This is a genomic window from Halobellus clavatus (assembly GCF_900107195.1).
Classification (GTDB): Archaea; Halobacteriota; Halobacteria; order Halobacteriales; family Haloferacaceae; genus Haloquadratum; species Haloquadratum clavatum.
This window is the reverse complement of sequence record NZ_FNPB01000001.1, coordinates 401,416-427,920: the sequence shown is the minus strand read 5'-3', so window position 1 is coordinate 427,920 and position 26,505 is coordinate 401,416. Positions and strand designations below refer to the sequence as shown.

The 26,505-nt window shown below is 66.9% G+C and carries 29 protein-coding genes and 1 tRNA gene; 12 read left to right on the top strand and 18 right to left on the bottom strand.

The features are described 5' to 3' along the window. Nucleotides 1-2 precede the first annotated feature (2 nt). The 4 genes from BLU74_RS02140 (at nt 3) to BLU74_RS02125 (ending at nt 3,476) form a co-directional block, all read left to right on the top strand. Nucleotides 3-1,202 (top strand): ABC transporter ATP-binding protein, encoded by a 1,200-nt coding sequence (locus BLU74_RS02140; protein ID WP_089764634.1) that lies wholly within the window; start codon nt 3-5, stop codon nt 1,200-1,202. Nucleotides 1,203-1,206: 4 nt separating this feature from the next. Next, entirely contained in the window at nt 1,207-1,941 is a 735-nt protein-coding gene (locus tag BLU74_RS02135) for a glycerophosphodiester phosphodiesterase (protein ID WP_089764632.1), read from the top strand. Nucleotides 1,942-2,204: 263 nt separating this feature from the next. Next, nucleotides 2,205-3,215 carry a transcription initiation factor IIB gene (locus BLU74_RS02130; RefSeq protein WP_089764630.1) on the top strand — a complete coding sequence of 337 codons (1,011 nt, stop codon included), beginning with the start codon at nt 2,205-2,207 and terminating at the stop codon, nt 3,213-3,215. Between the two features lie 81 nt (nt 3,216-3,296). Then, the gene (locus BLU74_RS02125; protein ID WP_089764627.1) at nt 3,297-3,476 is read left to right on the top strand and encodes a DUF7836 family putative zinc-binding protein; all 180 of its coding nucleotides are present in this window, start codon (nt 3,297-3,299) and stop codon (nt 3,474-3,476) included. Between the two features lie 75 nt (nt 3,477-3,551). Here the strand turns inward: BLU74_RS02125 and BLU74_RS02120 are convergent, their stop codons facing one another. Next, entirely contained in the window at nt 3,552-3,959 is a 408-nt protein-coding gene (locus BLU74_RS02120; RefSeq protein WP_089764624.1) for a translation initiation factor IF-2 subunit beta, read from the bottom strand. 204 nt (nt 3,960-4,163) lie between these two features. Between BLU74_RS02120 and BLU74_RS02115 the strand changes: the two genes are divergently transcribed. Next, nucleotides 4,164-4,400: a UPF0058 family protein gene (locus BLU74_RS02115; protein WP_089764622.1), complete on the top strand. Its 237-nt coding sequence runs from the start codon at nt 4,164-4,166 to the stop codon at nt 4,398-4,400. 122 nt (nt 4,401-4,522) lie between these two features. On the opposite strand, the gene BLU74_RS02110 is transcribed toward BLU74_RS02115, so the two are convergent. The 4 genes from BLU74_RS02110 to malQ all read right to left on the bottom strand — a co-directional run bounded on the left by BLU74_RS02110 (nt 4,523) and on the right by malQ (nt 8,242). Further along, complete coding sequence (locus BLU74_RS02110) at nt 4,523-4,897, bottom strand: group I truncated hemoglobin (RefSeq protein ID WP_089764619.1); 375 nt, start codon at nt 4,895-4,897, stop codon at nt 4,523-4,525. Between the two features lie 146 nt (nt 4,898-5,043). Beyond that, nucleotides 5,044-5,511 (bottom strand): DUF555 domain-containing protein, encoded by a 468-nt coding sequence (locus BLU74_RS02105; protein ID WP_089764617.1) that lies wholly within the window; start codon nt 5,509-5,511, stop codon nt 5,044-5,046. Between the two features lie 59 nt (nt 5,512-5,570). After that, on the bottom strand, nt 5,571-6,506 hold the full coding sequence (locus tag BLU74_RS02100; protein WP_089764615.1) for a DNA-3-methyladenine glycosylase family protein: 936 nt from the start codon (nt 6,504-6,506) through the stop codon (nt 5,571-5,573). 245 nt (nt 6,507-6,751) lie between these two features. Further along, the gene (gene malQ, locus BLU74_RS02095) at nt 6,752-8,242 is read right to left on the bottom strand and encodes a 4-alpha-glucanotransferase (RefSeq protein WP_089764613.1); all 1,491 of its coding nucleotides are present in this window, start codon (nt 8,240-8,242) and stop codon (nt 6,752-6,754) included. 109 nt (nt 8,243-8,351) lie between these two features. Between malQ and BLU74_RS02090 the strand changes: the two genes are divergently transcribed. Beyond that, complete coding sequence (locus tag BLU74_RS02090) at nt 8,352-9,215, top strand: SDR family oxidoreductase (protein WP_089764611.1); 864 nt, start codon at nt 8,352-8,354, stop codon at nt 9,213-9,215. A gap of 33 nt (nt 9,216-9,248) precedes the next feature. Here the strand turns inward: BLU74_RS02090 and BLU74_RS02085 are convergent, their stop codons facing one another. Further along, nucleotides 9,249-10,493, bottom strand: coding sequence for an ArsA family ATPase (locus BLU74_RS02085; protein ID WP_089764609.1), 1,245 nt, complete (start codon nt 10,491-10,493; stop codon nt 9,249-9,251). A gap of 287 nt (nt 10,494-10,780) precedes the next feature. After that, on the bottom strand, nt 10,781-11,902 hold the full coding sequence (locus tag BLU74_RS02080) for a pyridoxal phosphate-dependent aminotransferase (RefSeq protein WP_089764606.1): 1,122 nt from the start codon (nt 11,900-11,902) through the stop codon (nt 10,781-10,783). A 136-nt stretch (nt 11,903-12,038) separates the two neighbouring features. Between BLU74_RS02080 and BLU74_RS02075 the strand changes: the two genes are divergently transcribed. Together BLU74_RS02075 and BLU74_RS02070 are read left to right on the top strand one after the other, a co-directional pair. Beyond that, on the top strand, nt 12,039-12,602 hold the full coding sequence (locus tag BLU74_RS02075) for a CinA family protein (protein WP_089764603.1): 564 nt from the start codon (nt 12,039-12,041) through the stop codon (nt 12,600-12,602). Between the two features lie 61 nt (nt 12,603-12,663). Beyond that, entirely contained in the window at nt 12,664-13,227 is a 564-nt protein-coding gene (locus BLU74_RS02070) for a metal-dependent hydrolase (protein ID WP_089764601.1), read from the top strand. A 132-nt stretch (nt 13,228-13,359) separates the two neighbouring features. Here BLU74_RS02070 and BLU74_RS02065 read toward each other — a convergent pair whose 3' ends face one another. After that, entirely contained in the window at nt 13,360-14,088 is a 729-nt protein-coding gene (locus BLU74_RS02065; RefSeq protein ID WP_245705716.1) for a PHP-associated domain-containing protein, read from the bottom strand. 200 nt (nt 14,089-14,288) lie between these two features. Between BLU74_RS02065 and BLU74_RS02060 the strand changes: the two genes are divergently transcribed. Further along, complete coding sequence (locus tag BLU74_RS02060; RefSeq protein ID WP_089764597.1) at nt 14,289-14,591, top strand: DUF7565 family protein; 303 nt, start codon at nt 14,289-14,291, stop codon at nt 14,589-14,591. Between the two features lie 124 nt (nt 14,592-14,715). Here BLU74_RS02060 and BLU74_RS02055 read toward each other — a convergent pair whose 3' ends face one another. From BLU74_RS02055 to BLU74_RS02035, 5 genes are all read right to left on the bottom strand, one after another. Further along, on the bottom strand, nt 14,716-15,168 hold the full coding sequence (locus tag BLU74_RS02055; RefSeq protein WP_089764594.1) for a transcription elongation factor Spt5: 453 nt from the start codon (nt 15,166-15,168) through the stop codon (nt 14,716-14,718). A gap of 1 nt (nt 15,169) precedes the next feature. Beyond that, nucleotides 15,170-15,343 (bottom strand): protein translocase SEC61 complex subunit gamma, encoded by a 174-nt coding sequence (locus BLU74_RS02050; RefSeq protein WP_089764591.1) that lies wholly within the window; start codon nt 15,341-15,343, stop codon nt 15,170-15,172. Between the two features lie 77 nt (nt 15,344-15,420). Continuing rightward, entirely contained in the window at nt 15,421-16,596 is a 1,176-nt protein-coding gene (gene ftsZ, locus BLU74_RS02045; protein ID WP_089764589.1) for a cell division protein FtsZ, read from the bottom strand. A 99-nt stretch (nt 16,597-16,695) separates the two neighbouring features. Beyond that, a complete protein-coding gene (locus BLU74_RS02040; RefSeq protein WP_089764587.1) occupies nt 16,696-18,126 on the bottom strand; it encodes a D-aminoacyl-tRNA deacylase in 1,431 nt (476 codons plus the stop codon). 75 nt (nt 18,127-18,201) lie between these two features. Further along, nucleotides 18,202-19,524, bottom strand: a complete 1,323-nt coding sequence (locus tag BLU74_RS02035; RefSeq protein ID WP_089764584.1) for a sodium:calcium antiporter — start codon at nt 19,522-19,524, stop codon at nt 18,202-18,204. A gap of 210 nt (nt 19,525-19,734) precedes the next feature. Here BLU74_RS02035 and BLU74_RS02030 point away from each other — a divergent pair, with 210 nt between their 5' ends. After that, nucleotides 19,735-20,541 (top strand): shikimate dehydrogenase, encoded by an 807-nt coding sequence (locus BLU74_RS02030; RefSeq protein WP_089764582.1) that lies wholly within the window; start codon nt 19,735-19,737, stop codon nt 20,539-20,541. Between the two features lie 10 nt (nt 20,542-20,551). Here BLU74_RS02030 and BLU74_RS02025 read toward each other — a convergent pair whose 3' ends face one another. From BLU74_RS02025 to BLU74_RS02010, 4 genes are all read right to left on the bottom strand, one after another. Then, complete coding sequence (locus BLU74_RS02025; protein WP_089764579.1) at nt 20,552-21,040, bottom strand: type IV pilin domain-containing protein; 489 nt, start codon at nt 21,038-21,040, stop codon at nt 20,552-20,554. 85 nt (nt 21,041-21,125) lie between these two features. Beyond that, on the bottom strand, nt 21,126-23,066 hold the full coding sequence (locus BLU74_RS02020; protein WP_089764577.1) for an ABC transporter ATP-binding protein: 1,941 nt from the start codon (nt 23,064-23,066) through the stop codon (nt 21,126-21,128). Nucleotides 23,067-23,166: 100 nt separating this feature from the next. Beyond that, nucleotides 23,167-23,442, bottom strand: a complete 276-nt coding sequence (locus BLU74_RS02015) for a DUF7538 family protein (RefSeq protein ID WP_089764574.1) — start codon at nt 23,440-23,442, stop codon at nt 23,167-23,169. Nucleotides 23,443-23,511: 69 nt separating this feature from the next. Then, nucleotides 23,512-24,033, bottom strand: a complete 522-nt coding sequence (locus BLU74_RS02010) for a DUF192 domain-containing protein (RefSeq protein ID WP_089764572.1) — start codon at nt 24,031-24,033, stop codon at nt 23,512-23,514. Between the two features lie 87 nt (nt 24,034-24,120). Between BLU74_RS02010 and BLU74_RS02005 the strand changes: the two genes are divergently transcribed. Together BLU74_RS02005 and BLU74_RS18750 are read left to right on the top strand one after the other, a co-directional pair. Then, nucleotides 24,121-24,193 (top strand) — tRNA-Val (locus tag BLU74_RS02005). A gap of 227 nt (nt 24,194-24,420) precedes the next feature. After that, on the top strand, nt 24,421-24,597 hold the full coding sequence (locus tag BLU74_RS18750; RefSeq protein WP_175454535.1) for a hypothetical protein: 177 nt from the start codon (nt 24,421-24,423) through the stop codon (nt 24,595-24,597). An 87-nt stretch (nt 24,598-24,684) separates the two neighbouring features. Here the strand turns inward: BLU74_RS18750 and BLU74_RS02000 are convergent, their stop codons facing one another. After that, nucleotides 24,685-26,505, bottom strand: a complete 1,821-nt coding sequence (locus BLU74_RS02000; RefSeq protein ID WP_089765240.1) for a formate/nitrite transporter family protein — start codon at nt 26,503-26,505, stop codon at nt 24,685-24,687.

Sequence of the window (26,505 nt, the reverse complement as noted above, 5' to 3'; positions counted from 1 at the left end):
CTATGGCCGACATACAGCTCCGAGACCTGACGAAGCGATACACCGACGACGTTCTCGCGGTGGACGGGATCGATCTCCGGATTCACGACGGCGAGTTCCTCGTCTTAGTCGGTCCATCCGGCTGCGGGAAGTCGACGACGCTCCGGACGATCGCCGGCCTCGAAGACGCCACCGACGGGACGATCGAGATCGGTGACAGCGTCGTGAACGACGTCTCTCCGAAGAACCGGGAGATCGCGATGGTGTTCCAGAACTACGCGCTCTACCCGCATATGACCGCCGCGGAGAATATGTCGTTCGGGATGCGTTCGGTGAGCGACTTCTCGGCCGAGGAGATCGAACGGCGCGTCGCCGACGCCGCCGAGACGCTCGGTATCGAGGAGTTGCTCGAACGGAAGCCAAAAGAACTCTCCGGCGGCGAGCGCCAGCGCGTCGCCATCGGTCGAGCACTCGTCCGCGAACCGCAGGTGTTCCTGTTAGACGAACCGCTGTCGAACCTCGACGCGAAACTCCGGGTACAGATGCGCGCGGAACTGCTCAAACTGCACCGGCAACTCGAGACCACGACGGTCTACGTGACCCACGACCAGACGGAGGCGATGACGCTCGGCGACCGCGTCGCGGTACTGAACGACGGACAACTCCAGCAGGTCGCCTCGCCGCAGGAACTGTATGACTTCCCGGAAAACCGCTTCGTCGCCGAGTTCATCGGCGAACCGGCGATGAACGTCCTCCCGGTGGAACTGCGCGCGACCGGCCACGGGCTCACCGCCGCCCACGAAGGGTTCACCGTCGAACTCCCTGGGACGACCGATAGAGCGGCGCTCGGAGCCGACGATCGGACGGTCTCTTTCGGGGTCCGTCCGGAAGACATCGCGCTCGCGTCGTCGCTCCCCGACGGTGCAGCGACGTTCACGGCCGAAGTGACCGTGACCGAACCACTCGGCGAACAGTTGTTGCTGCACTGCCGCGTCGGCAGCGCAGAGATCCAGGTGAAAGTCGAACCCCGAAGCCAGGTCGCCGTCGGTGAGTCGGTGACGCTCGGATTCGATCGGGAGCGGCTCCACCTGTTCGCTGCCGATACTGGCGAGACGCTGTATCACTCGGCACGGCCGAAGGCCGACCCGAACGGTCGGGCGGAACAGTCGCACGAGCCCGCCAGTTCCGAAGGGCTCGCTCCCGAAGCCGAGCCAACGGGGTGAACAGATGGGCACGACCGACGGATCGCCGACCGAGGACGCGGTGACGGACGACCCTGCCGCCGGCGATGTCACGCTGATCGCCCACCGCGGCTGTGCCGCGCAGTATCCCGAGAACACGGTGCTGTCGGCGACCCGCGCCGCACCGCACGTCGAGATGATCGAGATCGACGTCCAGCGGTGCGGGTCGGGGGAACTCGTCGTCTTTCACGACGACGACCTCAACCGGCTGACGGACGCCTCCGGCCCGGTCACCGAGACGGACTGGGCGACGCTGCGGACGCTGACAGTCGGCGACTCCGGGGAGCCGATCCCGCAACTCGGGCCGTTCCTGGACGCCGTTCCCGACGACACCGCGGTCAACGTCGAACTCAAGCACGACGGGATGGCCGCCGAACTCGCCTCGACGGTCGAGAGGGTCGAAAACGACCTGCTGTTCTCGTCGTTCGACGTCGACGCGCTTCGCGAACTCCGAGCCCCGATTCCGACGGCGGAACTGGGATACCTCTTCTTCGACGAACCCGACCTCGCAGTGTCGATCGCGACGAATCTGGGCTGTGGGGCGGTTCATCCGGCGGCCCGTCTGGTCTTCAGTACCGACATCGTCGATGCGGCGCACGCCGCTGGCCTCGAAGTCAACGTCTGGACCATCGCCGACGCAGGCGTCGCGACAGACCTCGTCGCGGCCGGCGTCGACGGCCTGATCGTCGACCGGTGGGACCTGTTCGACACCGAGGAATAGGCCGCTCGGAGACGGGGGCCGATTCGCGACCTCGTGGCTCGTTTGCACGGCCGATTCTGTACGGAACGTATATATACGTACGAAACTCGCTCGACACCCGACAGCGATAGCGCGATACAGCCGCATATAGCGGTAAAGATCGTGTATGACGGCACTTTAGCCGAACAAAACGTTTAAATATGCGAGGTCCTTACACGTAGTAAGGTCAGTTCGGGCCGGGCTCTCTCTTTCTGCTCCCGGTTACGGACGAACCCCTCCCAGTTATGAGTGACACACGCACCCGAGACCACGTAGCAGAACGCACCGAATCCCAACCGGAGAACCAACAGACGGACGAGCGAGCCTCCGAGCAAACTGAGGACGAGCAACAGGTCTGTCCCGAGTGCAGCGGCCCGCTCATCAGCGACGAGGCCCGCGGCGAGACGGTCTGTGCGGACTGTGGGCTGGTCGTCGACGAGGACTCGATCGACCGTGGCCCCGAGTGGCGCGCCTTCGACAGCGCCGAGCGGGACCGCAAATCCCGCGTCGGCGCGCCGACGACGAACCTGATGCACGACAAGGGGCTGTCGACCAACATCGGTTGGCAGAACAAAGACGCCTACGGCAACTCCCTCTCGTCGCGGCAGCGAGAGCAGATGCAGCGGCTGCGGACCTGGAACGAGCGCTTCCGCACCCGCGACTCGAAGGAGCGAAACCTCAAGCAGGCGCTCGGGGAGATCGACCGGATGGCCTCGGCCCTCGGCCTCCCGGAGAACGTCCGCGAGACCGCCTCGGTCATCTACCGCCGCGCGCTCGACGAGGACCTGCTCCCCGGCCGCTCTATCGAGGGCGTCGCGACCGCGTCGCTGTACGCGGCCGCACGCCAGGCGGGGACCCCGCGCTCGCTCGACGAGATCGAGCGCGTCTCCCGCGTCGACAAGATGGAACTGACCCGGACGTACCGCTACGTCGTTCGCGAACTCAAACTGGAGGTCGAGCCCGCGGACCCCGAGCAGTACGTGCCGCGGTTTGCGTCCGATCTCGACCTCTCCGACGAGGCCGAGCGGACGGCTCGCGAACTGCTCCGGAAGGCCAAGCGCGCGGCCATCCACTCCGGGAAGTCGCCGGTCGGCCTCGCCGCGGCCGCGGTCTACGCGGCGGCGCTGCTCACCAACGAGAAGGTGACCCAGAGCGAGGTGAGCGAGGTGGCCGACGTCTCGGAAGTCACCATCCGGAACCGATACAAGGAACTGCTCGAAGTCGAAGATCCTGACGAGGCCGGCGCGGTCGCGTAACTCGGTTTTCTGGGAGGGGACCGAGCGGGTGCCGTCGTCCACTCACCAACCTTTATTGACGTACCGAGAGTCTGCTCGGCTATGGTCGAAGCGTTTGTGCGGCTACTGTGTCCTGAATGTGGCAAAGACTGGGAGGCGCAACCGACTGCGCTGCCCGGCCACCGCGAGAACTTCACGTGCTCCGCCTGTGGGGCGACCCGCCGGCTCGCGGAATTTATGCGGACTGAACGCGACCTCGACGCAGTCAAGCAGTTCGAGTAGCGACACCGCCGTTGTTTCTCGTGCGGATGCCTCTCTCACTGATTCGAGCGGACAGTTCGGAGAGCCGAAACGGTCTCAGAGATCCGGGACCGACGAGAGCGCGCCGCAGGCGTCGCACTTCAGAACGGTCGTTCCCCGCTCCTCGACGAGCCGCGTGTCCGGCGAAGCGCACTCGCTGCAGGTGACGAAGTCGTCGACGTAGGTCTCGAGCGCGCTTTCGACGCGCCGCTGTTTGAAATCGCCAGTGAATCGCGCGCGGCCGCGGTCGTCGATCTGCGCGCTCGTGCCGAGTTCAGACTGCATAAATCGGACCAGATGATCCGGGTCACGCGCGAGTCGGTCGTAGGTCGCCTCGAAGTTCTCCCAGACGGTGACGTTACCCTCGGGCCGGACGTCGGGATCCGGGACCTCGAACCGTTCGCCACCCTCCGCGATGTCCGGGGACTGCTCGAGTGCTCGATCGAGTTGGTCCTGGTAGTCCATATTCGAGGCAAGGGGATGCGTGATGTAAAGCGTTCATATACTCGCGAGCGCCCCGTGGGTAAACATCGCGGACGGCGTACATCCTTCATCATTGAAAACAGTAAATCGGCCGAATGCGGCCCTTTCGGCCCCGAATCGCACAGTAGTATGTTAACGAGACTCAGGATAATAATATATCCTTCCGGTCTCAAGCCTTGGTTGCTCATGAAGAAGCAGGAGCTCATCCACCTTCACGGCCTGCTTGCAGAGGTACATACCCAGGTCGAATCGTGGGAAGACGAAGAAGTCTCGCTCGAAGCATACAACGAACTCGGCGTCCGACCGACATCGATTCACAAGTCGAAGACAGATCACAAGGCTGCGGTTTTTAAACTGGTCAAAGGAATCACGTCCTCGATGGACGAAGTCGAACAGGACCGCGTCGCTGCCGCTGCCGACTGATTCCGACGGCTTCGCCACTTCTCTATCACTCTCTCTCGTCCGAGCGACAGCGCCGTCGACACCCCGTGCGGCCGCGCCCTCGCCGCCCGGCGCTGATCGTGTCTCTCCCGGCGCGCCGCCGGTCAGTCGTCGTCTCCGTTCGCGAGTAACTCCGCGCGATACGACGCGACGGCCCCGACGACAGCCTGCGCGTCCGACTCGGGGACGTCGTACGCGTCGAGACTGTCCTGCAGGTGCTCGACCGCGCGCTCGATGTGCGCTTCGGTGAACGGGACGTGGCTGTGTGCCTCTTCGACGGGGGCCGCATCGTAGGTTTCGGGCCCACCGGCCGCCTCGCACAGGAAGTCCGTCTGCGTCTTTCTGAGGCGCTCGAGGTCGGCGTCCTCGAACAGCGGACCCACCAAGTCGTCTTCGAGCAGTCGGTCGTAGAAGTCGTCGACAACCGCACGGATCCCGTCGTGTCCACCAAGCCGCTCGTACAGCGTCGATTGGGACATACCGACACCTGTCGGCTCCTGATACACCATTGTATCGGTTCACTTCGCGATTTTAGATCCGGATCGTGCGGATAAGTGCACAAAAGAAAATGTCTGTCCACTGGCCGCCCGTGAGCGTGAGGGCCGCGAGCGCAGTCGCGTCCCGTCTATCCGTCTTCGACAAGGTCGTCGAACTCCGGGATGAGGTCGTCGTCTGACCTGTCGTCCGCGTCGGCGTCCGTGTCGTCCTCGGCCTGGGTCGACGTGTCGTCCTCGGCGTCCGACTCGGTGTCGTCGTCTTCGTCGATCTCCTCGACGGTCAGGACCTTCAGCGGGACGTTCTCGAGGCGCTGGCCGATCTCTTTGCGAGCGATGCGAGTGGCGTGCTCCTGTTGCTCCACGTTGAAGACCGTCATCTCCAGTTCGAGGGCGACGAGCGCCTCGTCGGCGGCGATGAACGCCGGTGGGAGTTCTTCACCGGCGGGCGACGTCCGCGACCCCATCGAAATCTCGACGTAACTCAGATCGGGGTTCAGCATCTCGCCCGTCTTCGAGATGGCGATGCGGATCGCCTCGTCGGGCGTCGTCACGTCGTACACCGGGATGGCGGCCTCGACGACGACTCTGCAGTCCATACTAGACAGTAGCATCGCCGGCGGCATCAAAGGTTCGCCGCTGTGAGGGGCACTCGGCGCTATTCGCCGCGTGCTCGGAGGTAATAGAAAAGGTACGTCTGAGCGTAGCCGGCGTACTCGCCGCCGAGTCGCTCGCGGAGTGCCCGGGACGTCTTCGCGTAGTTGCCGCGATCGCACTCGGGGTAGTGCTCGGCGATCGCACTCCGGATCCAGGTGTCGAGCGGCACCGCCTGGAGGTAGCCGAGCGAGAACAGGAGGACGCAGTCCGCCACCTTGTCGCCGACGCCGACGAACCGCGTCAGCGACTCGCGGGCCTCCTCGTACGGCAGGCCGACTGCCTCGCGCGGGTGGGCTTCGCCGTCGGCGACCATCTCGGCGGTCCGCTGGACGTACGGCGCCCGGTACCCGAGTTTGAGCTCTCGGAGCTCGCCCTCGGTCCGGGCGGCCAGTTGGTCCGGGCGGGGAAACGCCCGGAACGTCTCGCCGCCGACGGTGTAGGCCGTGCCGAACTCCCGCGCGAGTGCGAGTTGCATCCCGTGGATGCGGGAGACGCGCATCTGCGCCGAGCAGATGAACGAGACGAGACACGGGAACGGCGGGTCGCGGACCAGTCGCATTCCGCGGTAGGCGTCGTAGGCCCGCTCGATGAGGTCGTCGTCGGGCGTCGCTTCGTAGATCGCGTCGAGGTCGTCGTCCAGTCGGAGCAGATGCGTCAGGAGCGGGACCGGATCGGTCGTCGCCTCCCACTCGATGGCGCCGTCGCGCTGGCGGACGCGGACGACGACGTCCTCGTCGGTGACGCCCTCGATCGGCGGCACGACCGTCTCGTACCACGCGTCGCCGCCGTGGACGTCCATCGACTCGTACATCCGGTCGTCGGCACGGTCCCAGAGGTACGACTGTCCGCTCTCCAGCGTCGCCTGCAGATCGAACGGCCCGGGGATCTCCGAGAGCGGAAGCGCACCGGACTCGAACGTCGTCGACGGATCGGTCATCGACGGAGGAAGGGAAGCGGTGCGTATCGGGGTTTCGATGCTGGCCCGGCGGCTATCGGAGCAACGTCGGACCAAGATCAAGGCGGTAGAACCGTACCGACTGACGAAGGTTTATCACAGATGCCGCGGCCAGCCGCGGTATGCGCTGAGCGTTGCCCCCGCGTCGTCCGCGGTTGTTCGGCACGTCGACGCGGGAAGCGGTCGCAGGTCGAGAGTGCCGACTGTCCGCCAGCGATCGATCGCCGTCAGTTCCGGATGTGTTCGTCGGTGACTCGGGCGAGTCGGTCGGCGAGGTCGTCGTCGAACGCCGCGGCGGTGGCGCGCCACGTCCAGTTGCCGTGGGTGGTCCCGGGCTCGTTGAATCGGGCGTGACTATCGAGCCCCAGGACGTCCTGCAGCGTCGTGAACGCGAGGACGGCGTCAGAGCGCCAGACCGCCTCGATCAGCGACCAGTTGATCTCCGAGCCGTCCGCGCCGATGTTGTACTCCAGACAACTCCGCTGCTCGGCCGAGAGCGACTCGTAGTACCCGACGACCGTGTCCGTATCGTGGGTGGCGGTGTAGCCGACGCTGTTGTCGGGGTAGTGCATCGGCTGGTACATATCCCCCTGCTGACACCAATCGGCGTAGTGGGGCACACGCATCGATGGGAAGCCGAACCGATCACGGAGGTCGACGAGCCCCTGGTCCACGAAGCCGAGGTCTTCGACGATGAAGGGGAGGTCGCCGAACCGGCCCGCCAGCGTCTCGAAGAAGTCGTGACCGGGCGCGTCGCGCCACTCGCCCTCGGCCGGCGCGTCCGCGTCGGTGGGGATTGCCCAGAACTCGTCGAAGCCTTTGAAGTGGTCGATCCGCGTGACGTCGGCGAGGTCGAACAGCCGCTCCAGCCGCGCGACCCACCAGCCGTAGTCGTCGGCGCGGAGTGACTCCCAGTCGTAGACCGGGTTCCCCCAGCGCTGGCCGTCGTCACCCGGGTTCGGTGGAACGCCGGCGACGGTCGCGGGCCGTCCGTCGTCGGTCAGGTCGAACGCCTCGGGGTTCGCCCACACGTCGGCGCTGTCGAGCGCGACGTAGATCGGGAGGTCGCCGACGAGGTCGATCCCGCGCTCGTGGGCGTACTCGCGGACGGCGCGCCACTGCCGATCGAAGACGAACTGGACGAACGTCCGGTAGGCAATCTCGTCAGCGAGGGACTCGCGGTGCTCCGCGATGGCGTCGGGGTCGCGTGTCCGAACCGGTTCGGGCCAGTCGGTCCAGGCGCCGTCGTAGCGCGTCCGCAGCGCCATAAACAGCGCGTAGTCGTCGAGCCACGTCGACTCGCGTTCACGGAAGGCCTCGAACGCGTCCCGCTCGGCCGTGTCGGCGTCGGCGTGGAACCGCTCGGCCGCCGTCCGGAGGCGCTCGGTCTTGTACTCGCGGACCCGATCGTACTCGACGTCGTGGTCGGAGAAGTCGGGAATCGGTTCGAGGTCCTCGCGGTCGAGATACCCGGCATCGACGAGTCGCTCGAGATTCACCAGCAGCGGGTTTCCCGCGAACGCGGAGTAGGCCTGATACGGTGAATCGCCGTGAACCGGGGCCGTCGGCCCGAGTGGGCAGAACTGCCAGTACGACTGCTCCGCGTCGGCGAGCCAGTCGAGAAAGCGCCGCGCGTTCTGCCCCAGATCGCCGATCCCGTGCGGGCCGGGAAGCGACGTCACGTGGAGAAAAACACCGGCACGTCGGTCGAACTGCATACTCCGACCTACCCGGGCAGAAAGTTAAGCGTGTGGCCGCAGGGGAACAGTTCTCCCCACGGCGGCGACGAACCGGGGATTTACCTCCGCGTGGGTCGTCACTCCGGGCGTGCATCCGAAGACGGTCCTCATCACCGGCTGTTCGTCCGGGATCGGTCGCGCCGCGGCACTCGAGTTCCTCGAGGAAGATTGGTCCGTGTACGCGACGGCGCGCAACCCCGCAGACATCGAGACGCTCGGCGAGAAGGGCTGTCGCATCGCGACGCTCGACGTCACCGATCAGGACGACGTCGACCGCGTGGTCGACCGAATCATCGACGAGGAGGGGCACATCTCCTGTCTGGTCAACAACGCCGGGTTCGGACAGATGGGCCCGCTCGAAGACGTGCCGACCGACAAGGTCCACCGGCAGTTCGACGTGAACGTCTACGGCCCGCACCGGCTGATCCGCGCCGTCCTGCCACACATACGTGAGCAGGAGGACGGGACCATCGTGAACGTCTCCAGTGCGGCCGGGCGGATCTCCTTCCCCGGCGGCGGCGTCTACGCCGGCTCGAAGTTCGCGCTCGAGGCGATGAGCGACGCGCTCCGCAACGAGGTCGACGAGTACGGCATCGACGTCGCCGTGATCGAGCCCGGCCCCGTCGAGACGAACTTCTCCGATCGCGTCGACCGCGAGGTCCACGGCGACGAGGGCGGCGACGACGGAGACGGCTCTCAGTTCACCGGCGTCGAGCGTTCCGGCGCGTACGAGTCGTTCTACGAACTGTTCGACGACACCCAACTGATCGGCGGCGACGGCCTCGGAGCGATCCCGCCCGAGCGCGTCGCCGAGGACATCGTCGACGCCGCCTCCTCGACGAAGCCGCGGGCGCGTTACCAGCCCGGGACGGCCGCGCGGATCGCGACACTGGCACGGCACCTCCCGGCCCGGTGGTTCGACACGGCCTACCGGTACCTTCGGAAACTCTGAGCGAGGCCGAGTTCCTTCCGGCGGTCGGGACGCCTACCCCAGACAGTTGGCAACGACGCGGAGCGCCTGCTCCCCGCGGACCTCCTCGGCGAGCAGCGGCACGCGCTTTACCGACCGTCCCCGGAAGAGGTCGGTCGCGCGCTGGATCGCGTCCTGCTGGACCTGCCAGCGGCGCTGGCAGAACTCACAGTGCTCTAAATCGGGGGCGACGACCCAGCGTTCGTCGACGTCGGCGCTCGTCACGTCGGCGAGGTCCTGCATCACGCGGTTGACGACGAGCGTCTGGACCGGAATCCCGTAGCCGTCGAGACGGTCGACGAGCCGTTCCGTCTCGACGACGCTCATCTCCTCGGGGATCATCACGACGCGGAAGTCGGTCTTCGTGGGGTCTCTGAGCACCGCCCGCAGGCGCTCGATCCGTTCGCGGAGTTCGTCGAGGTCGATATCCGGCGTCGGATCGTCCGATCCCATCCCGAACATCCCCTTGACGCCCTCCATCATCCCCGAGAACTGCTGTCGCATCTTCGCGATGCGCCCGAGCATCGAGTCCATCATCTCGGGGAGTTCCAACAGCCTGAGCGTGTGTCCCGTCGGGGCCGTGTCGACGACGACCCGGTCGAAGCGCGGGTCGTCGAGATATTCGAGCAGTTGCTGCATCGCCGCGGCCTCGTCAGCCCCGGGCATCGAACCGGGACCCATCGCACCGCCGAGGAGGTCCTCCATCCCGCCGAGGTCGCCGAACGGCGACTCGCCCGCCGCGCCCGGGCCCGCGGCCCCCACCGCGTCGTCCCCGGTGAAGGGGTTGTCCTCGACGGCTGCATCCTCCTCGAAGCCGCTCGCCCCGGGGTCCCCGCCACCCGCGGAGCCGGCGGCGGGGCTGTCACCCCCGAACGGGCCGGCGACGACCGAGTCCGGATCGATCTCGGCCGCGTACAGGGGGACGTCTTCGCGGATGCGCGTCGGTTCGGCAGGCACGTCCACGTCGAGGGTATCCGACAGCGAGTGCGCCGGGTCGGTGGACACGACGAGCGTTGCGGTCCCGGCCGCCGCGGACGCCAGCCCCGTCGCGGCCGCCATCGTCGTCTTCCCAACGCCACCCTTCCCGCCGTAGAGGATGTACTCGGGGGCGTCGATCTCGTCGGGCAGTCCCGCGACGTCGTCCGTCTCGACCCGATCGACCGCCTCGACGTCGACGGTGTGATCGTGGCTCTCGCTGCTGCCATCGGACTCGTCGTCACTCTCGGCTTCGTCGACCGCGTCGACGTCGATACTCGACATACGCGGCACGACGCGTCGGGGACTTGTGTACTTCCCGGTCGGCAGGAGAGCGCAGTCGCTCTGGGGTCGTTGCGGTCGGTCGGGGACGAGCCTTCACCGCGAGTGGTCTGGAGACAACACGCCGCCCCCGACCGTGGTCAGGATCCGGCGGTGTCGGACGTGGTCAGCGTCCAGTGTGACCGGATGGGTACGGTATCGGTACCCACACTCCGTTTGACCGCTGACACACATAAACTCCGCGCTAGTCGAGAACAGTTCGCACGCCCGTGTTCGCCGCGTCGACGGCCTTAGGACCCCTCGAAGTACGCCGTCAGCCGGGCGGCCGCCTCGTCGACGCGGTCGGTACAGAGCGAGAACCGGATCCAGTCGTCGTACGCGTCGCCGAAGGTCTCACCGGGCATCCCTGCGACACCCGCCTCGTCGATCAGTCGCTCGGCGTTCGCCATCGTCCCGGGGAAGTCCGCGAAGCGCGCGAGCACGTAGAAGGCTCCCTCGGGGGTGGTGTAGTCCGCTCCGATGGCATCGAGTGCCGCCGTGAGCGCGTCGATCCGCTCGCGGATCGTGTCGCGAATCGACTCGTAGTACGACGGGGGCGTCTCCCGCAGCGCGTGCGCGACGGCGGTCTGCGCCGGACGGCTTCCGGTCACGTTGACGAGCATATGTCGGGTGCGCGCCGCGTCGACCAGGTCGTCCGGGAAGACAGCATAGCCGACCCGAAATCCGGTGATTCCCATCGACTTCGAGAACGACGAGGTGACGACGACGTGGTCGCGATCGAGCGTGAGCGCGCTCTCGAATCGCCCGGTGAAGTCGAAGTGGTCGTACACCTCGTCGACGACGAGCAAGGCGTCCACCTCGGCAGCGACGTCCGCGAGCGCCGCGACCGCGTCGATGTCGTACACGGCTCCCGTGGGGTTGTTCGGCGTATTGAGGACGATCGCTCCAGTGTCCTCGGATGCGGCCGCTCGCATCCCCGCGACGTCGACGTGGCCGTCTTCGTGAACGGGAACGCGCGTGACGCTCCCGCCGAGCATCGTCGCCTTGCCCGGGTAATACGGGTACACGGGGTCGGTGAGCAGAAACTCCGTTCCCGCTCCGCGTTCCATGGCCGCCGCCATCGCGAGGTAGTTGGCCTCGCCCGCCCCGTTGGTGGCGACGAGGCGCGAGCTATCGACGTTCCGCCGCGCGGCGATCTCCTCGCGGAGTTCGCCGAGTCCCTCGCTCGCCTGGTACTGGAACTCGGGCGGATCGGCCCCGGCGTAGTCCCTCAATCCGTCACGGAGCGCGGCCGGCGGTTCCCAGTCGGGGTTGCCCGAGACCATATCGACGACGTCGCGGTCGGCGTTCTCGGCGTACTGGATGACGCGGAAAAAGAGCGGTTCGTCGTACGCCTCGTCCGTCTCTGTCATCGTCTCGGGCCACGACGGCCGAGCAAGTGTGTCTTTCGTCGCCCGGATCGCAGGCGAACTCACACTGGGCCGATCCCCCCGCACTGACCGACCGCGCCCCATACGTACTATACCGATCCGCGCCGTCGGGATCGATATGCGCGAGTTCGCTTCCGATCCGCCGATCGAAGCGCGCGTCGGCGACGCCCTGCGCGAGGCGGGCGCGACCGTCGCCGTCGCCGAGTCGTGTACCGGCGGACTGATCGGATCGCTCCTCACCGACGTCCCCGGTTCCTCGGACTACTTCGATCGCTCGCTCGTGACGTACTCCTACGACGCGAAACTGACCGAACTCGGGGTCACTCGCGAGTCACTCGACGACCAGGGGGCGGTCTCAGAGCCCGTCGCTGCCGAGATGGCCGCGGGCGTCCGGGACGGCTCCGGCACCGACTGGGGACTCGCGACCACGGGAATCGCCGGTCCCGACGGCGGTACGCCCGAGAAACCCGTCGGGACGGTCTACATCGGCCTCGCCTCCCGCGGCGAGTGGGGAACCGGTGACTCATACACCCGCGTCGCGCGGTTCGAGTTCGACGGCTCCCGGACGCAGATCAAAGAGCAGATTGCCAGGCGGGCGCTCTCGCTGCTCCACGAGACGGTTACTGCGGACAGCGATGCCGACGACCCGGGCCCCGAGGGGGACGACCAGCGACGCGCGTGAAAAGTCCACGACGGGGCGGGAGACGCAACGTTTGTAGGGGCCGCCAACACAGACACAGCCGATGAACAAAGAGGGACACGTGCTGAACGGGGCACTTCTGGCGATCGGCTTGGGATTCATCATCACGCTCGATCCGACGGCCGGACCGCTCGTCGGTGGCGAAGCCGGGGTGACCCCCGCCGCACTCGCGTCGGCACTCGGCGACGCCGTCGTGAAGATTCTCGAACTGTCGCTGCCGATCACGCTCGGCGCGCTCTTCCCCGACGTCGACACCGCCTTCGGTCGGCACCGGAAGACGCTGCACAATCTACCGATCCTCGCGATATTTCTCGCGTTCCCCTATCTGTTCGGGAACCTCCAGTTCGTCTGGATCGGCGTCGCGACCCACTACGTACTCGACGTCCTCGGCTCGAAACGCGGGATCGCGCTCTTCTACCCGTTCGAGAGCGCGGAGTACGGCTTTCCGACCGGCGTCGCGACGTCGAGCGCGTGGGCGACCCGCGTGACGGTCGCCGTGACGGCCGTCGAACTCGTGGTCCTCGCGCTCGTCCACAACTACGTGTTCGCGCTCGACACCTCGCTGGTCGAGGCGGCGAACCTCATCGGCGCGACGCTCGGAGTCTGAGACGGAGGCCGCGGGTGGGGGCCCGCTGTCACCGATCTCGACTCGGTGACTCATACTGCCGGACAGAACTATGTGAAAATTATCGGCACCTCGTGGGTGCCAAACTGATTCACGAACTTCTGTCCGACCGTCTCAGTACTCGCTGACGGCGTCGAACTCGCCGCCGTACGCCACGTGGTCGGGATGTGTCGGTTCAGTTCCCGAGAGGAACAGCCGATCGATCTTCTTCCACGAGTTCTCGTACCCCAGGTGGGCGAACTCCGCGAGGCCGCGAGTGCGATGGGCGGCACCGCCACGGTGATAGACGCGACGCGGTGCCCCATCGCGCAGGGCGTCCACCAGGTCGGACTCGCTCTCGATCCGCCGGTCGAACGTCGTCCAGACCTCGCCGACGCTCCCGCGGAGATGCGCATACGAGGAGCCGAACGCCGGAAGGTCGGAGTCGACGACGACCGATCGCGCTCGGCGGTTCTGTCGCGGTAACGCTTTGAAATTGTGCGTCTCGACGGCGTGAATCCGGTCGCGGTTGGCGGCGATCTCCTCGGCGGTGAGGCTGACGTTGAGAAACTCGGGGTGCGGAACGAGCACCGCCGCCTCCTGCGCTGCGAAGGCCGCGAGCGCCCCGTCGAGGGTGATGAAGTCCGGGACCGGGTCGGTGAGGCCGATCGCGAGGATGTGTCGACGGTGCCGCCAGTTGCCGGTGAACACCTCCCGCCCGGGCACGACGAGGAGGTCGTCGTCGGAGAAGCGCGCGGCCCGCTCGCGGATCTCGGGGAGCCGCGTGAAGTGTGGGGCGTACACGACGACGTCGAGGCCGCGGGCCTTCGCGCGGGCGACGACGTCCTCGTCTAACACCTTCACGTGGGGGTCGACGCGGGCCGTCGCTGCGTCGACGCCCGCGTTACCGGACGCCGTCGCGTCCGTTCGCTCGCGGGCCGAGGGCTCCCCGTCGGAAGCGGCCGTGTCGGTCACGTCTGTCGATCCGATCGGGTTCGGGTTATGGATTTCTATTCCCCGCCGACTGCGGAACGATTTTGTCGCCCCTCGCCGTGCGTTCCGGTATGTCCCTGTGGAAGTGCGGCATCGGCGGCTGCCCGGAGCGCTTCGAGGACGCCGAGTCCGCCATTATCCACCAGACGGTGGAACACGACCGCCACAAGTGTGCGGTCTGCGGCAGCGTCGTCCCCGACGGCTACTTCGCGATCCGGCACGCCTTCGAGGAACACTCCCGCGCGGAGTACGTCCGTGCGTACGACGCCGACTCGACGGCCGTTCGCATCCGTGAAGACGTCAAAGCAGACATCGAAGACGAGGCCGACCTCCGTGGGGTCGTCGAGGAACTCAAGCGTCGGGACGCACTGTAGCCGCCGGGAGAGCGAACGCCATCGACGCCAGCCGACGGGCCCCGAGAGCCCTCCACGCGCTCCCGTCGGTTGCGGTCAGTGACGTCGACGATACTGCGAGATGAATAACAGACCGGAGCGACGCTCAGCGCTCGTCGCTGTCGAGGACGCGGATCTGGTCGCCGCGGACGGTGACCGGGATCGGCACCGTCGCCTCGTAGAGTTCGACGGTCACCTGATCTTTGGTCTCGTCGATCCGCTGCACGCGGGCCTTCTCGCCCTTGAACGGGCCGGCGATCAGTTCGACGATGTCGCCCTCGGCGATGCCCTCGACGTCGGGCGTCGGCGAGAGGAAGTGTTCGACCTCGGCCATCGACGACCGGCCGGCTTCGCCGCCGCTCTTGACGAGCCCGCGGGCGTGGGGGATCTCTTCTAGGACCCGCGTGATGATCCCGTCGTCGTCGGCTTCGACCATCACGTAACTCGTCAGCGAGTCGGGTGCCAGCACGGCGTGGATCTCGTCGGCTTCGCGGTTGGCGATCATATCGGCGACGGTGCGCTCCTGGCTGGCGGTGGTCTTGACCGAGTAGATCGGCACGTCACACACCCCCCGGGAGGAAGGTCATCACCGCGTAAATGAGAAAGCCCATAAACCCGACGAGAACGATGCCGGCACCGGCTATGAGGCCGATCTGTGAGAACTCCTCCCACGACGGAGTGCTGGCCAGCTTCAGCACCCGTACGTAGCTGGTCAGGTCGTACTTGACGTCCATCTTACTACGTCGTAACGCGTCAGGCTTTTTCTATCTATTGATGCGTCGGGGCGGCGACGGGCCGGCGAGGGGGCGCGCTACTCGACGTAGTCGATCTCGGTGCCCGGTTCGCCGCTCGTCCCGCCCTGCTGGCCCTTCGGGGGCGCTGACGGCTGGGGATCGACGTCTTCCTCCTCGCTCCGCCCGTAGATCTGCGGCGACTCGACGCCGGTGACGACGATCATCGTCCGCATCGTGCCGTCGATCTCTTCGTCGACGGACGTGCCCCAAATGATGCGGGCGTCGGGGTCGATCCGGTCGTAGATCTCTTCGACGACGCCCTCTGCCTCCTCGATGCTCATGTCCGACCCGCCGGTGACGTTCACCAGCGCGGAGTTCGCACCCGAGATGTCGACGTCGAGCAGCGGCGAGCGGAGCGCGCTCTTGACGGAATCTTGCGCTTTCGACTCTGAATCGGACTCGCCGAGACCGATCATCGCGACGCCGCCGCGCTCCATCACAGTCTTCACGTCGGCGAAGTCGAGGTTGACGAGCCCCGGCTTCGTGATGAGCTCAGTGATGCCTTTGACCGAGCGCATCAGGACCTCGTCGGACACCTTGAAGGCCTGCCGGACCGGGAGCTTGCCGACGGCGTCGAGCAGCCGGTCGTTGGGGACGACGATGACCGTGTCCGCAACGTCGCGGAGGCGTTCGAGCCCCGCCTCCGCGTTGGTGCGGCGGACCTCGCCCTCGGCCGTGAACGGGGTCGTGACGATGGCGATCGTGAGCGCGCCGGATTCGCGGGCGGCCTTCGCGACGACCGGCGCCGAGCCGGTGCCGGTGCCGCCGCCGAGGCCCGCCGTCACGAAGACCATATCGGACCCGTCGATCGCCTCGTAAATCTCGTCTTGGGACTCCAGCGCCGCTTCTTCGCCGACCTGCGGGAGCGATCCCGCGCCGCGACCCTGCGTCTTCTGTTCGCCCATCAGGATCTTGGTGTCGGCCTCGATCTCGACGAGGTGTTGGACGTCGGTGTTGGCGGCGACGAGCGTCGCACCCTCGATACCCTCCTCGTGCATCCGGTTGACGGTGTTGCCGCCGGCGCCCCCGCAGCCGACGACCGTGATATCGGTCTGGAGGTCGACGAGGACTTCCTCGAGTTCCTCGTCGGTCATCGTTCCTGTCTGTGGCGGTTCGTCTGCGCTGGCGTCGACGGCGTTCCCATCCCCCGTCTCCTCGGCCTCGTCTATCGCATCGTCGACGATGGAGTCCATAGTATGCCCGTTCGTACCGAACACAGCTTAATTATCTTTCCCCCTTTCGTCGGACGCGCGTCTGACGCTGACGCGGGCCGACACGGGCATTTGCGCCGATTACGCCGAATCGGCCCTCGAATCCCGTTCCGATCCGAGATCAACGTCGATAACTGGAACGGCCGCGGCGAGGGTCACCTGTTCTGTCGTTCGGACGTCTTCGGGGCGGACGGTCCGGTCCGCAACCTCGACCGACTCGCCGGCGGACAACCGCCCGAACGCCGGCCCCTCCGGGACGCCCGCCTCCGCAGCTGCCGCGGGGTCGAACGTCTCCCGCGTCGCGACGACGTCGTCGCCCGATCGCTCGACGGCGTCGTACTTCGATTCGAGGACCGAACAGAGCGCGTCGACGAGGTCGTCGACGGCCGCCTCCTCAGCCACGGCCGCGCGACCACGCGGCTTCGTGCCGCCCTCGACGGTCTCGAACGCGAGCGCGTGCGCCGCCACGGCGTCGAACGTCGCGTCGCGGTCGATCCCCGAGGCCGCCCCGAGCAGGTCGTCCGGGAGCGAGACCACCGCGAAGTCGGGATCGATGGCCGCCTCCGAGGCGCGCGCTGCCGGGTCACCGAGTCGGACCCCGTCGTCGATGGGCCCGAGTGCGCCTTCGAGCGCGTCGACGAGGTCGAGCGGCACGCCGCTCGTGACCTGCAGCCACGTCTCGTCGACGACGCGATAGCCGAGGTCGTCGAGGACGGCTTCGAGGTCGGGGTCGTCGCCGGCGACGAGGGCACGTGTCGCCGCTGACTGCTCGAACGCCCGCTCGATCACGGCCGCGTTGGCCGCGGGTGCCCCCATCGACTTCCGGACCCAGTCGGCCGCCACGTGGCCGACCCGCCAGTCGGTCTCTCGGAGGAGCCGCTCGACCTGGGGGGCGTAGTGCCCGCCGCCGAAGCCGACGATCTGGCGGTTCTCCCCCGGCGCGTCGCCGCCGGGGCCCGCGTCCGCGTCGACCCCAGAGAGTTCGAGCACCGAGCGCGCGACGGCCCGCGCGCCCTCGGGGTCGCTCCACTCCGACTCGCTGCTGCCGAGTTCGACGAACAGCGACGGCGCGCCGACGTCGGTCGGGCCGTGATGAGTGCACTCGACGCCGACCTCGTAGCCCTCCGGAGCGTGACGGTCGAAGGCGGACAGCGCTTCGCGCTGGACGTTCGGACAGGTCCGCGCGAGTTCGCCCGGTTCGCCCCCGTATTCCGCGGGCCCGAAATTCCCGGTGAAGTGCGCCGTCAGGAGCGGGCCGGTGTCGCCCGAGTGTCGCGAGAGGAACGCGACGAACTCGGGGGCGGCGGAAAACGCGTCGGCGACGTCCGCGAGTTCGAGGTGCCAGGCGTCGAACGTCCGGAGTTCGAAGTCGCCGTGGCGGTAGTACGTCCCGCCACCGTCGGCGTCGCTCCGGGTATCGTCGGTCAGTTCCTCCCAGTCGACCAGCGAGCGGAGCGCCTCACCGATCGCGACCGACGCGTCGTCCGCCCGACTCACTACGAGACCGATCACGCTCGGGAGTGGCCGCCCGCTCGTATAAAAACGCACGGAGACGGCAGTGTCACCGCGCGCCGCGACGACGCCGGCTCAGTCCGCGTGTTCCGGCTCCGGCATCGGCGTGCCGCGGACGTTCGCGACAGTCCGCTTGGCGAGCCGTCTGAGTTCCTCCTGTCGAGTGGCGAGCAGTCCGATCCCGAGCAGGACGTAGACGACAGTGTACGCGAGCAGCACGTAGATCGAGTACGTCTCCGCGAGGGCCTCCGGATACGTCTGGATGATCGCGAACTCGATACCCACCTGTGAAACGAAGAGCACGAGCAGTGTCACGGCCTCGCGGACGCTGATCCGGAAGTTCACGAGAATCGCCAGCGCGAAGAAGCTCTGGGCGGCGGTGAGCCAGATCTCGGCCGTCTGCTTGAAGTCGAACGGAAGGACCCCAATGGCACCGAGCGAGAGGCTGTACACCACTGCGAGCGTCCCGATGAGCAGCGTCCACTGATTCAGCTTCGAGGAGATCAAGGCGTTGAACGCCGCGGTCGCGCGGGCCTTGTTCACGAGGTAGGCGGTGACGATGAGTTCGGGACTCTCAGACGCCAGCGGCGCGATCCACTGGATCATAAAGAACTCGGGGATCCCGTACTGGAGGCCGAGCTCCTCCAGCCCGTGAGCGAACGGTTCGACCGCGGTGAGAATCAGGAAGCCGGAGTACACGAACAGCGTGAGAATGACCGGTATGCGGACCCCCCGGGGTCTCGCCTGGAAGTACGCGGGGACGCCGATCTGGTCGTCGTGGTCGTCGACGTCGCCGCGGACGATGATCCCGATGTAAGTGACGTAGAGGCCCACGAGCACGATCGTGTCGATTGCGCCGATCCCCCCGTTGAGCGGCACGAAGAAGGCGAAGACCGTCGCTAAGAAGAGAAAGAGAATCTCTGTGGAGATGCTGGGATCGAGTTTCACGGCGTCGCGAAGCGTCCCCTCGCGGTTGACGACGCTGTCGTCGCCCCGGCCGCCCGCGGTCGCCTTGTAGATCGAGAACAGCGCGATCCCCGACCAGCCGAGGCCGATGAGGATGCGGTTCGCGCCGGTCATATTCGCCACCGCGAGGTTGGCCTTCGAGGGGTCTGTCGCGGCTTGCCAGGCGTACAGCGCGTCGACGGCGTACTCGGGCGCGACGGCGAGGACGGCCAGCACGGCGAGTGCGAACGCCCGCGGGACGTCCTTCTCGGCCGTCTCGGCTCCCCACGCCAGGAGGAACGAGGCGCCCAGGACCGCCAGCCCGCTGACGCCGACAGTCGTCAGGGGCGCGAACCCCTCGGCGAAGCCAATCCCCCAGGAGAGGACCCACGGAAGCGTCAGTACGACCGCGCCGCCCAGCGCGGTGAGCGGGTGGCGCAAGCGCGAGGTCATTACTCCAGACACCGCCCCTCCGGTGCCTATTTCTTGTGGTTCTGCACGCGTAGCGCCGCAGGACTCCCGCCGCAACAGTGTGAGACGGGCCGTCGAGGCAACAATGCCAGACGGGCCGCGAGGCAACAATGCTACACTGGCTGCCGACGCAACGATGCGAGACTGGCCGTCGAGCCACCATTTAATTCGCTCGCCGGCGCAGGCTTCGCTATGCAGGTCTTCGGACTCCTCGGCAACCCCGTCGAGCACTCGCTGTCGCCCCCGATGCACGAGGCGGCGTACGACGAACTGGGACTGGACGCGCGCTACGTGACCTTCGAGCCAGATCGCGACGCGGCCGCAACCGCCGTCGAGAGCGCCGCGACGCTCGGGATCGCGGGCCTGAACGTCACGATTCCGTTCAAACAGGACGTGTTGGACGCCGTCGAGCCCGACGACGTCGCTCGGCGCGTCGGCGCGGTGAATACGATCGACTTCTCGGGCGGGACTCCGACCGGACACAACACCGACGTCGCCGGCGTCGAGCGATCGTTCGCCCACCACGACGTGCCGATCGACGGGCGCGACGCAGTGGTCGTCGGCGCCGGCGGTGCCGGTCGGGCGGTCGCCTTCGCGCTCGCTGACGCCGGGGCGAGCGTCCACGTGGCCAACCGGACCGTCGAGCGGGCGGAGTCGCTGGCGGCGGACGTCCCCGGCGCGACGGCTGGCGGCCTCGATACGCTCAATCGGATCGCCGACGCGGAACTCCTCGTCAACGCTACGAGCGTCGGGATGGAACCCGACGACGACCAGACACCGGTCCCCGCAGATCACCTGCACGGCGACCTCGCCGTCCTCGATGCGGTGTACGCGCCGATCGAAACCCGGCTCCGCCGGGAGGCGGCGCAGGCCGGTGCGACGACGATCGACGGGGCGTGGATGCTGTTGTTCCAGGGCGTCGAGGCGTTCGAGCGATGGACCGGCCGTGACGCGCCGGTCGAGGCGATGAACGAAGCGCTGCGGGCTGAACTCGGGTGAGCGCGCGGCCTCAGCAGTGACTCGTGGCGTTTCCGACTGCGGGAGTCGATATTTCGACGCTGAGCAGCGTCGCCGACTCCCCGTCCCCCGGCCGATGGACCAGCCGGTAGACCTCGTCCTCGCAGGCGTGATTGAGTGCGCTGTCGCTCCCGTATCCGTCGATATGGGCGTAGTCGCCGGCGGTGAGCGGACCGGCGGTCGTCCAGACGGCGTCCCATCTGACCGCGTTGCCGTCGCTGTCGACGACGTAGAAGTCCTCGCCGGGTTCGATCCGCCCACCGGTCAGCGTGATGTTCACGTACGGCCGGTCGTTCGTGTTCCCCGCGCCGTCGGCGACGTAGTCCGTCTGGTAGCGGTACTGGGGCGCGGGATCGTTGGGCAGCTCGATGCCGAGCAGCAATCCGCCAACGACCGCCGCGGTGGCGACGACGATCACGAGCATCAGGGCGACCCCGATGACTGGCGAGACAGCACGGTCAGCGGGCCGGATGGAGGGCATCGTACTGACAGACGCGACCGCCGCGTCATCAACGTTCGGGCCCGAATTTCGACTTCGAAAACAACGGCTCTCTTCGACGTGCGACTCAGTCGTCGGCGTCCGGCTCGATCGTCCGCGAGGCTCGACGCGTCGCTCGCTCGATGAACTCCTCGGGCAGTTCGTCGATCTCGCCCGCCTGCACGCCCCAGAGGTGCGCGTAGAGGCCGTCGTTGGCCAACAACTCCTCGTGGCTCCCGCGCTCGACGATCTGTCCGTCGTCAAGAACCACGATGGTATCGGCGTCCTTGATCGTCGAGAGGCGGTGTGCGATGCTGAAGGTCGTCCGGTCCGCGGTGAGTCGATCGAGCGACCGCTGGATCAGCATCTCGGTCTCGGTATCGACGTCGGAGGTCGCCTCGTCGAGGACGAGGATCTCGGGGTCGCGAAGCACCGCCCGCGCGATCGAGAGCCGCTGTCGCTGTCCGCCGGAGAGCTTCACGCCGCGCTCGCCGATCTCGGTGTCGTAGCCGTCCGGGAGGTTCTGGATGAACTCGTGGGCCTCGGCGGCCTTCGCCGCCTCGACGACCTCGTCGTGGGTCGCGCCGAAGGTCCCATAGCGGATGTTCTCTGCGACGGTTCCGTAGAACATGAACGTGTCCTGGCTGACGTACCCGATCGATCGACGGAGGCTCTGGATCGTCACGTCGCGGAGGTCGGTCCCGTCGATCTCGACTGCGCCCTCGTCGACGTCGTACATCCGGAGAAGGAGTTTCAGTACCGTGGATTTCCCGGCGCCGGTCGGCCCGACGAGCGCGAGCGTCTCCCCGCCGCCGACCTCGAAGGAGATGTCCTCGATGATGGTCTCCTCGGTGTCGTATCCGAAGGAGACGTCGTCGTAGACGACGCGTCCGTCTTCGACCTCTAGACGCTCGGCGCCGGGGGCCTCGTCGATCCGGGCGGGTTCGTCCATCAGCCCGAAGATGCGCGCGGCGGAGGCGTAGGCGCGCTGGTACATATTGATGATCTGTCCGAACTGGGCCATCGGCCAGATGAACCGCTGGGTGAAGAGGATGAACCCGACGAACTCCCCGGGGGTGAGCGATCCGGTGAAGATGAACGGGGCGCTGCCGGTCCGCTGGTAGGTGAGCACCCAGATCCCGCCCAGGAGGAACGTGAGGACGAAGCCGATCCCCGAGAGGACCCGCAGGCTGGGGAAGAACTTGATGCGGGTTCCGATGGCGTCCCAGTTGGCGTCGAAGTACTCCTGGGAGACGTCGTCGACGCGGTCGGACTCGAACCCCTCGGTGTTCGAGGACTTGATCACCTGGATCCCGCCGAGGTTGTTCTCCAGGCGGGAGTTCAGTTGGCCGACCGACGAGCGGACCTCCGCGTACTTCGGCTGGATCGTATTGACGAACCGGTAGGTGAAGTAACCGATCAGCGGCACGACCGTGAGCGTGATCAGCGCCAGTTGCCAGTTCCAGTAGAGCAGGATCCCCGCGATGCCCAGCACCATCACGCCGATGCGGAACGCGGAGTTCATCCCGTCGTTGAGGAAGCGCTCCAGCCGGTTGACGTCGTTCGAGAGGATCGACATCATCTCGCCGGTCTGCTTGTCGGCGAAGAAGTCCATGTTCAGCCGCTGCATCTTGTCGTAGGTGTCGGTCCGGACCGCGTGCTGGATGTGCTGGGCGAAGGAGTTCCAGCCCCAGTTTCGGGTCCAGTGGAACCCCGCGGCGCCGAGGAACGAACCGGCGATGAGCACGATAGAGAGATAGAGCTGTCCGGTCTGGGTCGTCGGGAGCCACCCGTCGGGAACGAGCCACAGCGAAAACGGGCGCGTGTCGGCGAAGATGGAGTCGACGGCGACTGCCAGGAGGATCGGCGGCAGCAGATCGAGCACCCGAGCGATGATACTCGAGACGAACCCCACGACGAACGCGCCGAGGTTGTCACGGCCGTACTCGGCGAAGAGCCGTCGCATCGGGTTCTCCGTCCGCTCGCGCTGACGCTCGAAGGGATCGTCGTCGTCGAGGGAGGCGGCCATCGTCGTTTCTCAGGGTTCAGCGGTACTAAAGGGTTTGAATGGAGCCGAATTCCCCGGCGCTCACGGCTCCCGTCACAGCCGCCTCAGGGGGCTGCCGATCTTACAGCGACCGCCTCTCGAGCGCGGCGTCGATTCCCGCCGTCTCGAGATCGCCGCGGATGCGCTCGCGGAGCGGCTCCGGAACGGTGCTGCGACCGACCGGCACGGCCGTCTCGCCGTCGCCCTTGACCTTCCAGTACAGGACGCACGCCGAGGGTGCGTAGAACTCGACGCTGTAGCGGTCGTCCTCCCCGCGGTAGTGGACTCGCGCGGCGTATCCTTCGGTCTGCCAGCCGTCGAGGTCGCCGAGTGCGTCGATCTGCTCGTCGTCGCTCATACTACGACTACGGACTCTCGAAGCCTCGGCCTTTCGCTTTGCTGTTCGCCGCCGGAGCGCCGGGTCTATTCACGCATCCTCCGGCCCCCAGCGTCCCGCCACCGCGACGCGGTCGCCAGCGTCGATCCCGTGGTCCACGGTGTAGTTGTACGGCACCTCCAGCACGTACTGCGCCCGGCCGGTGTAGCGGGTCAACTCCGTGTTCGCGGTCCCTTCTGGCGGCCGCTCGGCGTGATGGATCCGCGTGATCGTCCCGTCCGCGCCGACGAAGACGATGTCCAGGGGGAACGCCATCTCCCGCATCACGTACGCCTGCCGCTCCTCGGTGTCGTGGACGAAGAGCATCCCCTCGTCCGAACCGAGCGAGTCGGTGTCGCTGAGGCCGGTATAGCGCTTCGGTGGCGTGTCGGCGATCCGGGCGTTCACCGCTGCGAGCGTCTCGCCGGTCGCCTCGTCGGTGACGGTGACAGTCGTGCGCTCGTACTCGCCGGTCGGAAGGAGGCCCGGACTGCTCGCGACCACGACGATGCCGGCCGCGAGGAGGACGGCACCAGCGAGCGCGAGCGTGACGATCGTCCGCCGAGCAGGCATATTCGGCGATTCGGGCGTACGGCCGTAAGCGTTCGGCCGCACGGGATTGGAAACGGTTATACACGTGTGCGGATTCGTTTCGGCTGCGGGCTCGTGGTCTAGTGGTTATGACGCTTCCCTTACAAGGAAGAGACCGGTGGTTCGAATCCGCCCGAGCCCACTCGACCCGACGAGCGAAGCGAGTCGTGTTCGGTTTTCCGAGAGCGGATTCGAATCAGAGAGCGAACGGAGTGAGCGACCGTGGTTCGAACTGACGACGAGCATCACGAGCGACAGTGAACGGGGATAGTTGACGAGAGGGCGACGGATCCGATCTCAGAGCGCACCGCCCTACCGACAGAGCACTCCAGACCGAATATCCACAATGCCTCCGGTCGAAGACGCGGTATGACCGACATCGCGGCGATGTCCGACGAGGCGTTGCTCGAGGAGTACGAGTCCGTCGTCTGGTTTCGAGCCGTCGAATCGCACAACGGTCAGGTCAGCCCGAAAGAGATCGCGTTGAAACGAGCCCTCGAAGAGGAACTGTTGACGCGGCTCGCCGAGCGCCACGCCTCCGACTGAACCGCGTGCCTACCGACCCCGTAGATCGGCCCGCGACTCGCCGTGGGAGCGCGGTCGACAGCGACCCACCAACTGAGGCCCGAAGCGTCAGTCGGCCTCGGTTTCGCCTTCGGATCTCCGCCCCCGGCTGAACAGCCGATCGCGGAGCGACCGGTCGGACGGGCGCTCCGCGAGGAGCACCGACGCGTCGACGTGATGGGCCACCGAGAAGTGGAGCGAGTCGGTCACCAGGCGGAAGAGCAGCCCGCGGTCCGTCGCGCCGAGAATGAGCATCGTGCTCTCCGTCGCGCGCTCTTCGATGGCCGCTTCGACGTCGCCGGAGGTGTCGAGCGTGCGTCTCACGTCCGCGCCGAAACCTTGCTCGTCGGCCCACGCGTCGAGGAACGACTCGCCGATGTCGCGCTCGGCCTCGTCGTCGACGACGTGGAGCAGTTCCACCTCCGCACCTGCGACGGCCTGCAGCGTCCTCGCCACTTCCCCGCCGAGTTCGGAATCGGCCCCCCGTGCGACCGGGAGGAGGATCTTCGAGCAGTCGAGGCCGCGGTCCTTGACCACGAGGAAGTCGCACGGAAGCTTGTTGGTCAGTTCGTCGAGCGGACGCTCGGCGCGGGCGGACTTCCAGAACCGATCCTCGCCCCAGCCCATCACGACGAGGTCCGGGCGCGTCCGCCGCGCCCGGTCGAAGACCTCCTCGAACGATCGCGAGGAGACGATGGTCGAACTCTCGAACGCGACGTCGTAGCCCTCGGCGACGTGATCGAGGTCCGCGAGGAGCCGTTCGGACTCGCGGTTGATCTGGCGGACGCGCTGGCTATCGGTGAGCCCGTCGGGCGTCTGGACGATGTGGACGGCGTGGACGACCCCCTGCTCCTCTCCGGCCGCGAGCCTGCACCCCAGATCGATCAACTGCGACTCCGTTCGGGGGTTCGCGATCGGAACGAGGACCCGATAGGAGTCCGGATCTCGGACGATGTCTTCGACGGTGTCGGCGATCGGAACGTACGAACGGCCCGCCAGCGACCCGAGGATCCATTCCCGCGAGGAGAGCCGACGCATCTGTTCGAACCGATCGATCTCCAGGCGGCGCTCGCTCGTCTGGTAGTAGTTGACGATCGTGACGAGCACCACGCCGCCGACGGTGTTACCCACGAGTACTGGGACGACGAAGCCGCCGAGGCCAGCCGCGAGGCTCACGTCGCCGACGAGCAGCAGAAAGACGACCTCCGTGAACGAGACGACCGAGTGATAGAGGTTGCCGAGCGGGATCGCGAGAAACGCGAGGTAGACGATGACGAGCCGCGAGATCGTATCCCGCGCGGCGAAGTTCATCCAGACGACGCCGGCGACGATCAGCCCAGCAAAGACGGCCTTGAAAAAGAGCGCCGCGGGCGGCGTCGCAACTCCCTTCTCGGCGATGTCGACGGCCACTACCATCGCGTCGGGGTCGAGAACGCCGCCGAACGCGAGAACGATGGCTCCGATCCCGCCGCCGGCGAAGTTGCCAGCCAGCACGATCAGCCAGTGGCGGAGCAGCGCCGGAATCGACGCCAGCCGTTCCAGCGTGAGCGCCACCGGCGGGAGCGTGTTCTCGGTGTAGAGCTGATAGCCGCCGATGATGATGTACACGAACCCCAGCGGGTACAGCAGCGATGCGACGACGCTGCTGTCCGTCTGTGCGGACATCGAGGCGTACAGCAGGAACGTGATCGTGATCGCGAGTCCACCGGCCAGCGCGCTGAAGAAGAGCTCGCGGGCGTCGGAGGTGATCTCGTGGTCCGCGTCGGCGACGATCCGCTGGAACACCTCGTCGGAGGAGAACCGGTCGGGCACGACCTCCCCGGACGTCGGGACGCCGCTCTCGGAACGGTCTCCGTGGCTCTCGGCCGATCCCCGATCCGGGTTACTCAT

Coding starts and splice junctions, on each gene's coding strand:
- ftsZ (WP_089764589.1), bottom strand. CDS start 16,596: ATGGACTCCATCGTCGACGATGCGATAGACGAGGCCGAGGAGACGGGG.
- BLU74_RS02115 (WP_089764622.1), top strand. CDS start 4,164: ATGAAGAAGCAGGAGCTCATCCACCTTCACGGCCTGCTTGCAGAGGTA.
- BLU74_RS02050 (WP_089764591.1), bottom strand. CDS start 15,343: ATGGACGTCAAGTACGACCTGACCAGCTACGTACGGGTGCTGAAGCTG.
- BLU74_RS02110 (WP_089764619.1), bottom strand. CDS start 4,897: ATGTCCCAATCGACGCTGTACGAGCGGCTTGGTGGACACGACGGGATC.
- BLU74_RS02130 (WP_089764630.1), top strand. CDS start 2,205: ATGAGTGACACACGCACCCGAGACCACGTAGCAGAACGCACCGAATCC.
- BLU74_RS02035 (WP_089764584.1), bottom strand. CDS start 19,524: ATGACCTCGCGCTTGCGCCACCCGCTCACCGCGCTGGGCGGCGCGGTC.
- BLU74_RS02015 (WP_089764574.1), bottom strand. CDS start 23,442: ATGAGCGACGACGAGCAGATCGACGCACTCGGCGACCTCGACGGCTGG.
- BLU74_RS02080 (WP_089764606.1), bottom strand. CDS start 11,902: ATGACAGAGACGGACGAGGCGTACGACGAACCGCTCTTTTTCCGCGTC.
- BLU74_RS02125 (WP_089764627.1), top strand. CDS start 3,297: ATGGTCGAAGCGTTTGTGCGGCTACTGTGTCCTGAATGTGGCAAAGAC.
- BLU74_RS02135 (WP_089764632.1), top strand. CDS start 1,207: ATGGGCACGACCGACGGATCGCCGACCGAGGACGCGGTGACGGACGAC.
- malQ (WP_089764613.1), bottom strand. CDS start 8,242: ATGCAGTTCGACCGACGTGCCGGTGTTTTTCTCCACGTGACGTCGCTT.
- BLU74_RS02075 (WP_089764603.1), top strand. CDS start 12,039: ATGCGCGAGTTCGCTTCCGATCCGCCGATCGAAGCGCGCGTCGGCGAC.
- BLU74_RS02085 (WP_089764609.1), bottom strand. CDS start 10,493: ATGTCGAGTATCGACGTCGACGCGGTCGACGAAGCCGAGAGTGACGAC.
- BLU74_RS18750 (WP_175454535.1), top strand. CDS start 24,421: ATGACCGACATCGCGGCGATGTCCGACGAGGCGTTGCTCGAGGAGTAC.
- BLU74_RS02000 (WP_089765240.1), bottom strand. CDS start 26,505: ATGAGTAACCCGGATCGGGGATCGGCCGAGAGCCACGGAGACCGTTCC.
- BLU74_RS02105 (WP_089764617.1), bottom strand. CDS start 5,511: ATGGACTGCAGAGTCGTCGTCGAGGCCGCCATCCCGGTGTACGACGTG.
- BLU74_RS02025 (WP_089764579.1), bottom strand. CDS start 21,040: ATGCCCTCCATCCGGCCCGCTGACCGTGCTGTCTCGCCAGTCATCGGG.
- BLU74_RS02070 (WP_089764601.1), top strand. CDS start 12,664: ATGAACAAAGAGGGACACGTGCTGAACGGGGCACTTCTGGCGATCGGC.
- BLU74_RS02010 (WP_089764572.1), bottom strand. CDS start 24,033: ATGCCTGCTCGGCGGACGATCGTCACGCTCGCGCTCGCTGGTGCCGTC.
- BLU74_RS02100 (WP_089764615.1), bottom strand. CDS start 6,506: ATGACCGATCCGTCGACGACGTTCGAGTCCGGTGCGCTTCCGCTCTCG.
- BLU74_RS02060 (WP_089764597.1), top strand. CDS start 14,289: ATGTCCCTGTGGAAGTGCGGCATCGGCGGCTGCCCGGAGCGCTTCGAG.
- BLU74_RS02140 (WP_089764634.1), top strand. CDS start 3: ATGGCCGACATACAGCTCCGAGACCTGACGAAGCGATACACCGACGAC.
- BLU74_RS02020 (WP_089764577.1), bottom strand. CDS start 23,066: ATGGCCGCCTCCCTCGACGACGACGATCCCTTCGAGCGTCAGCGCGAG.
- BLU74_RS02030 (WP_089764582.1), top strand. CDS start 19,735: ATGCAGGTCTTCGGACTCCTCGGCAACCCCGTCGAGCACTCGCTGTCG.
- BLU74_RS02120 (WP_089764624.1), bottom strand. CDS start 3,959: ATGGACTACCAGGACCAACTCGATCGAGCACTCGAGCAGTCCCCGGAC.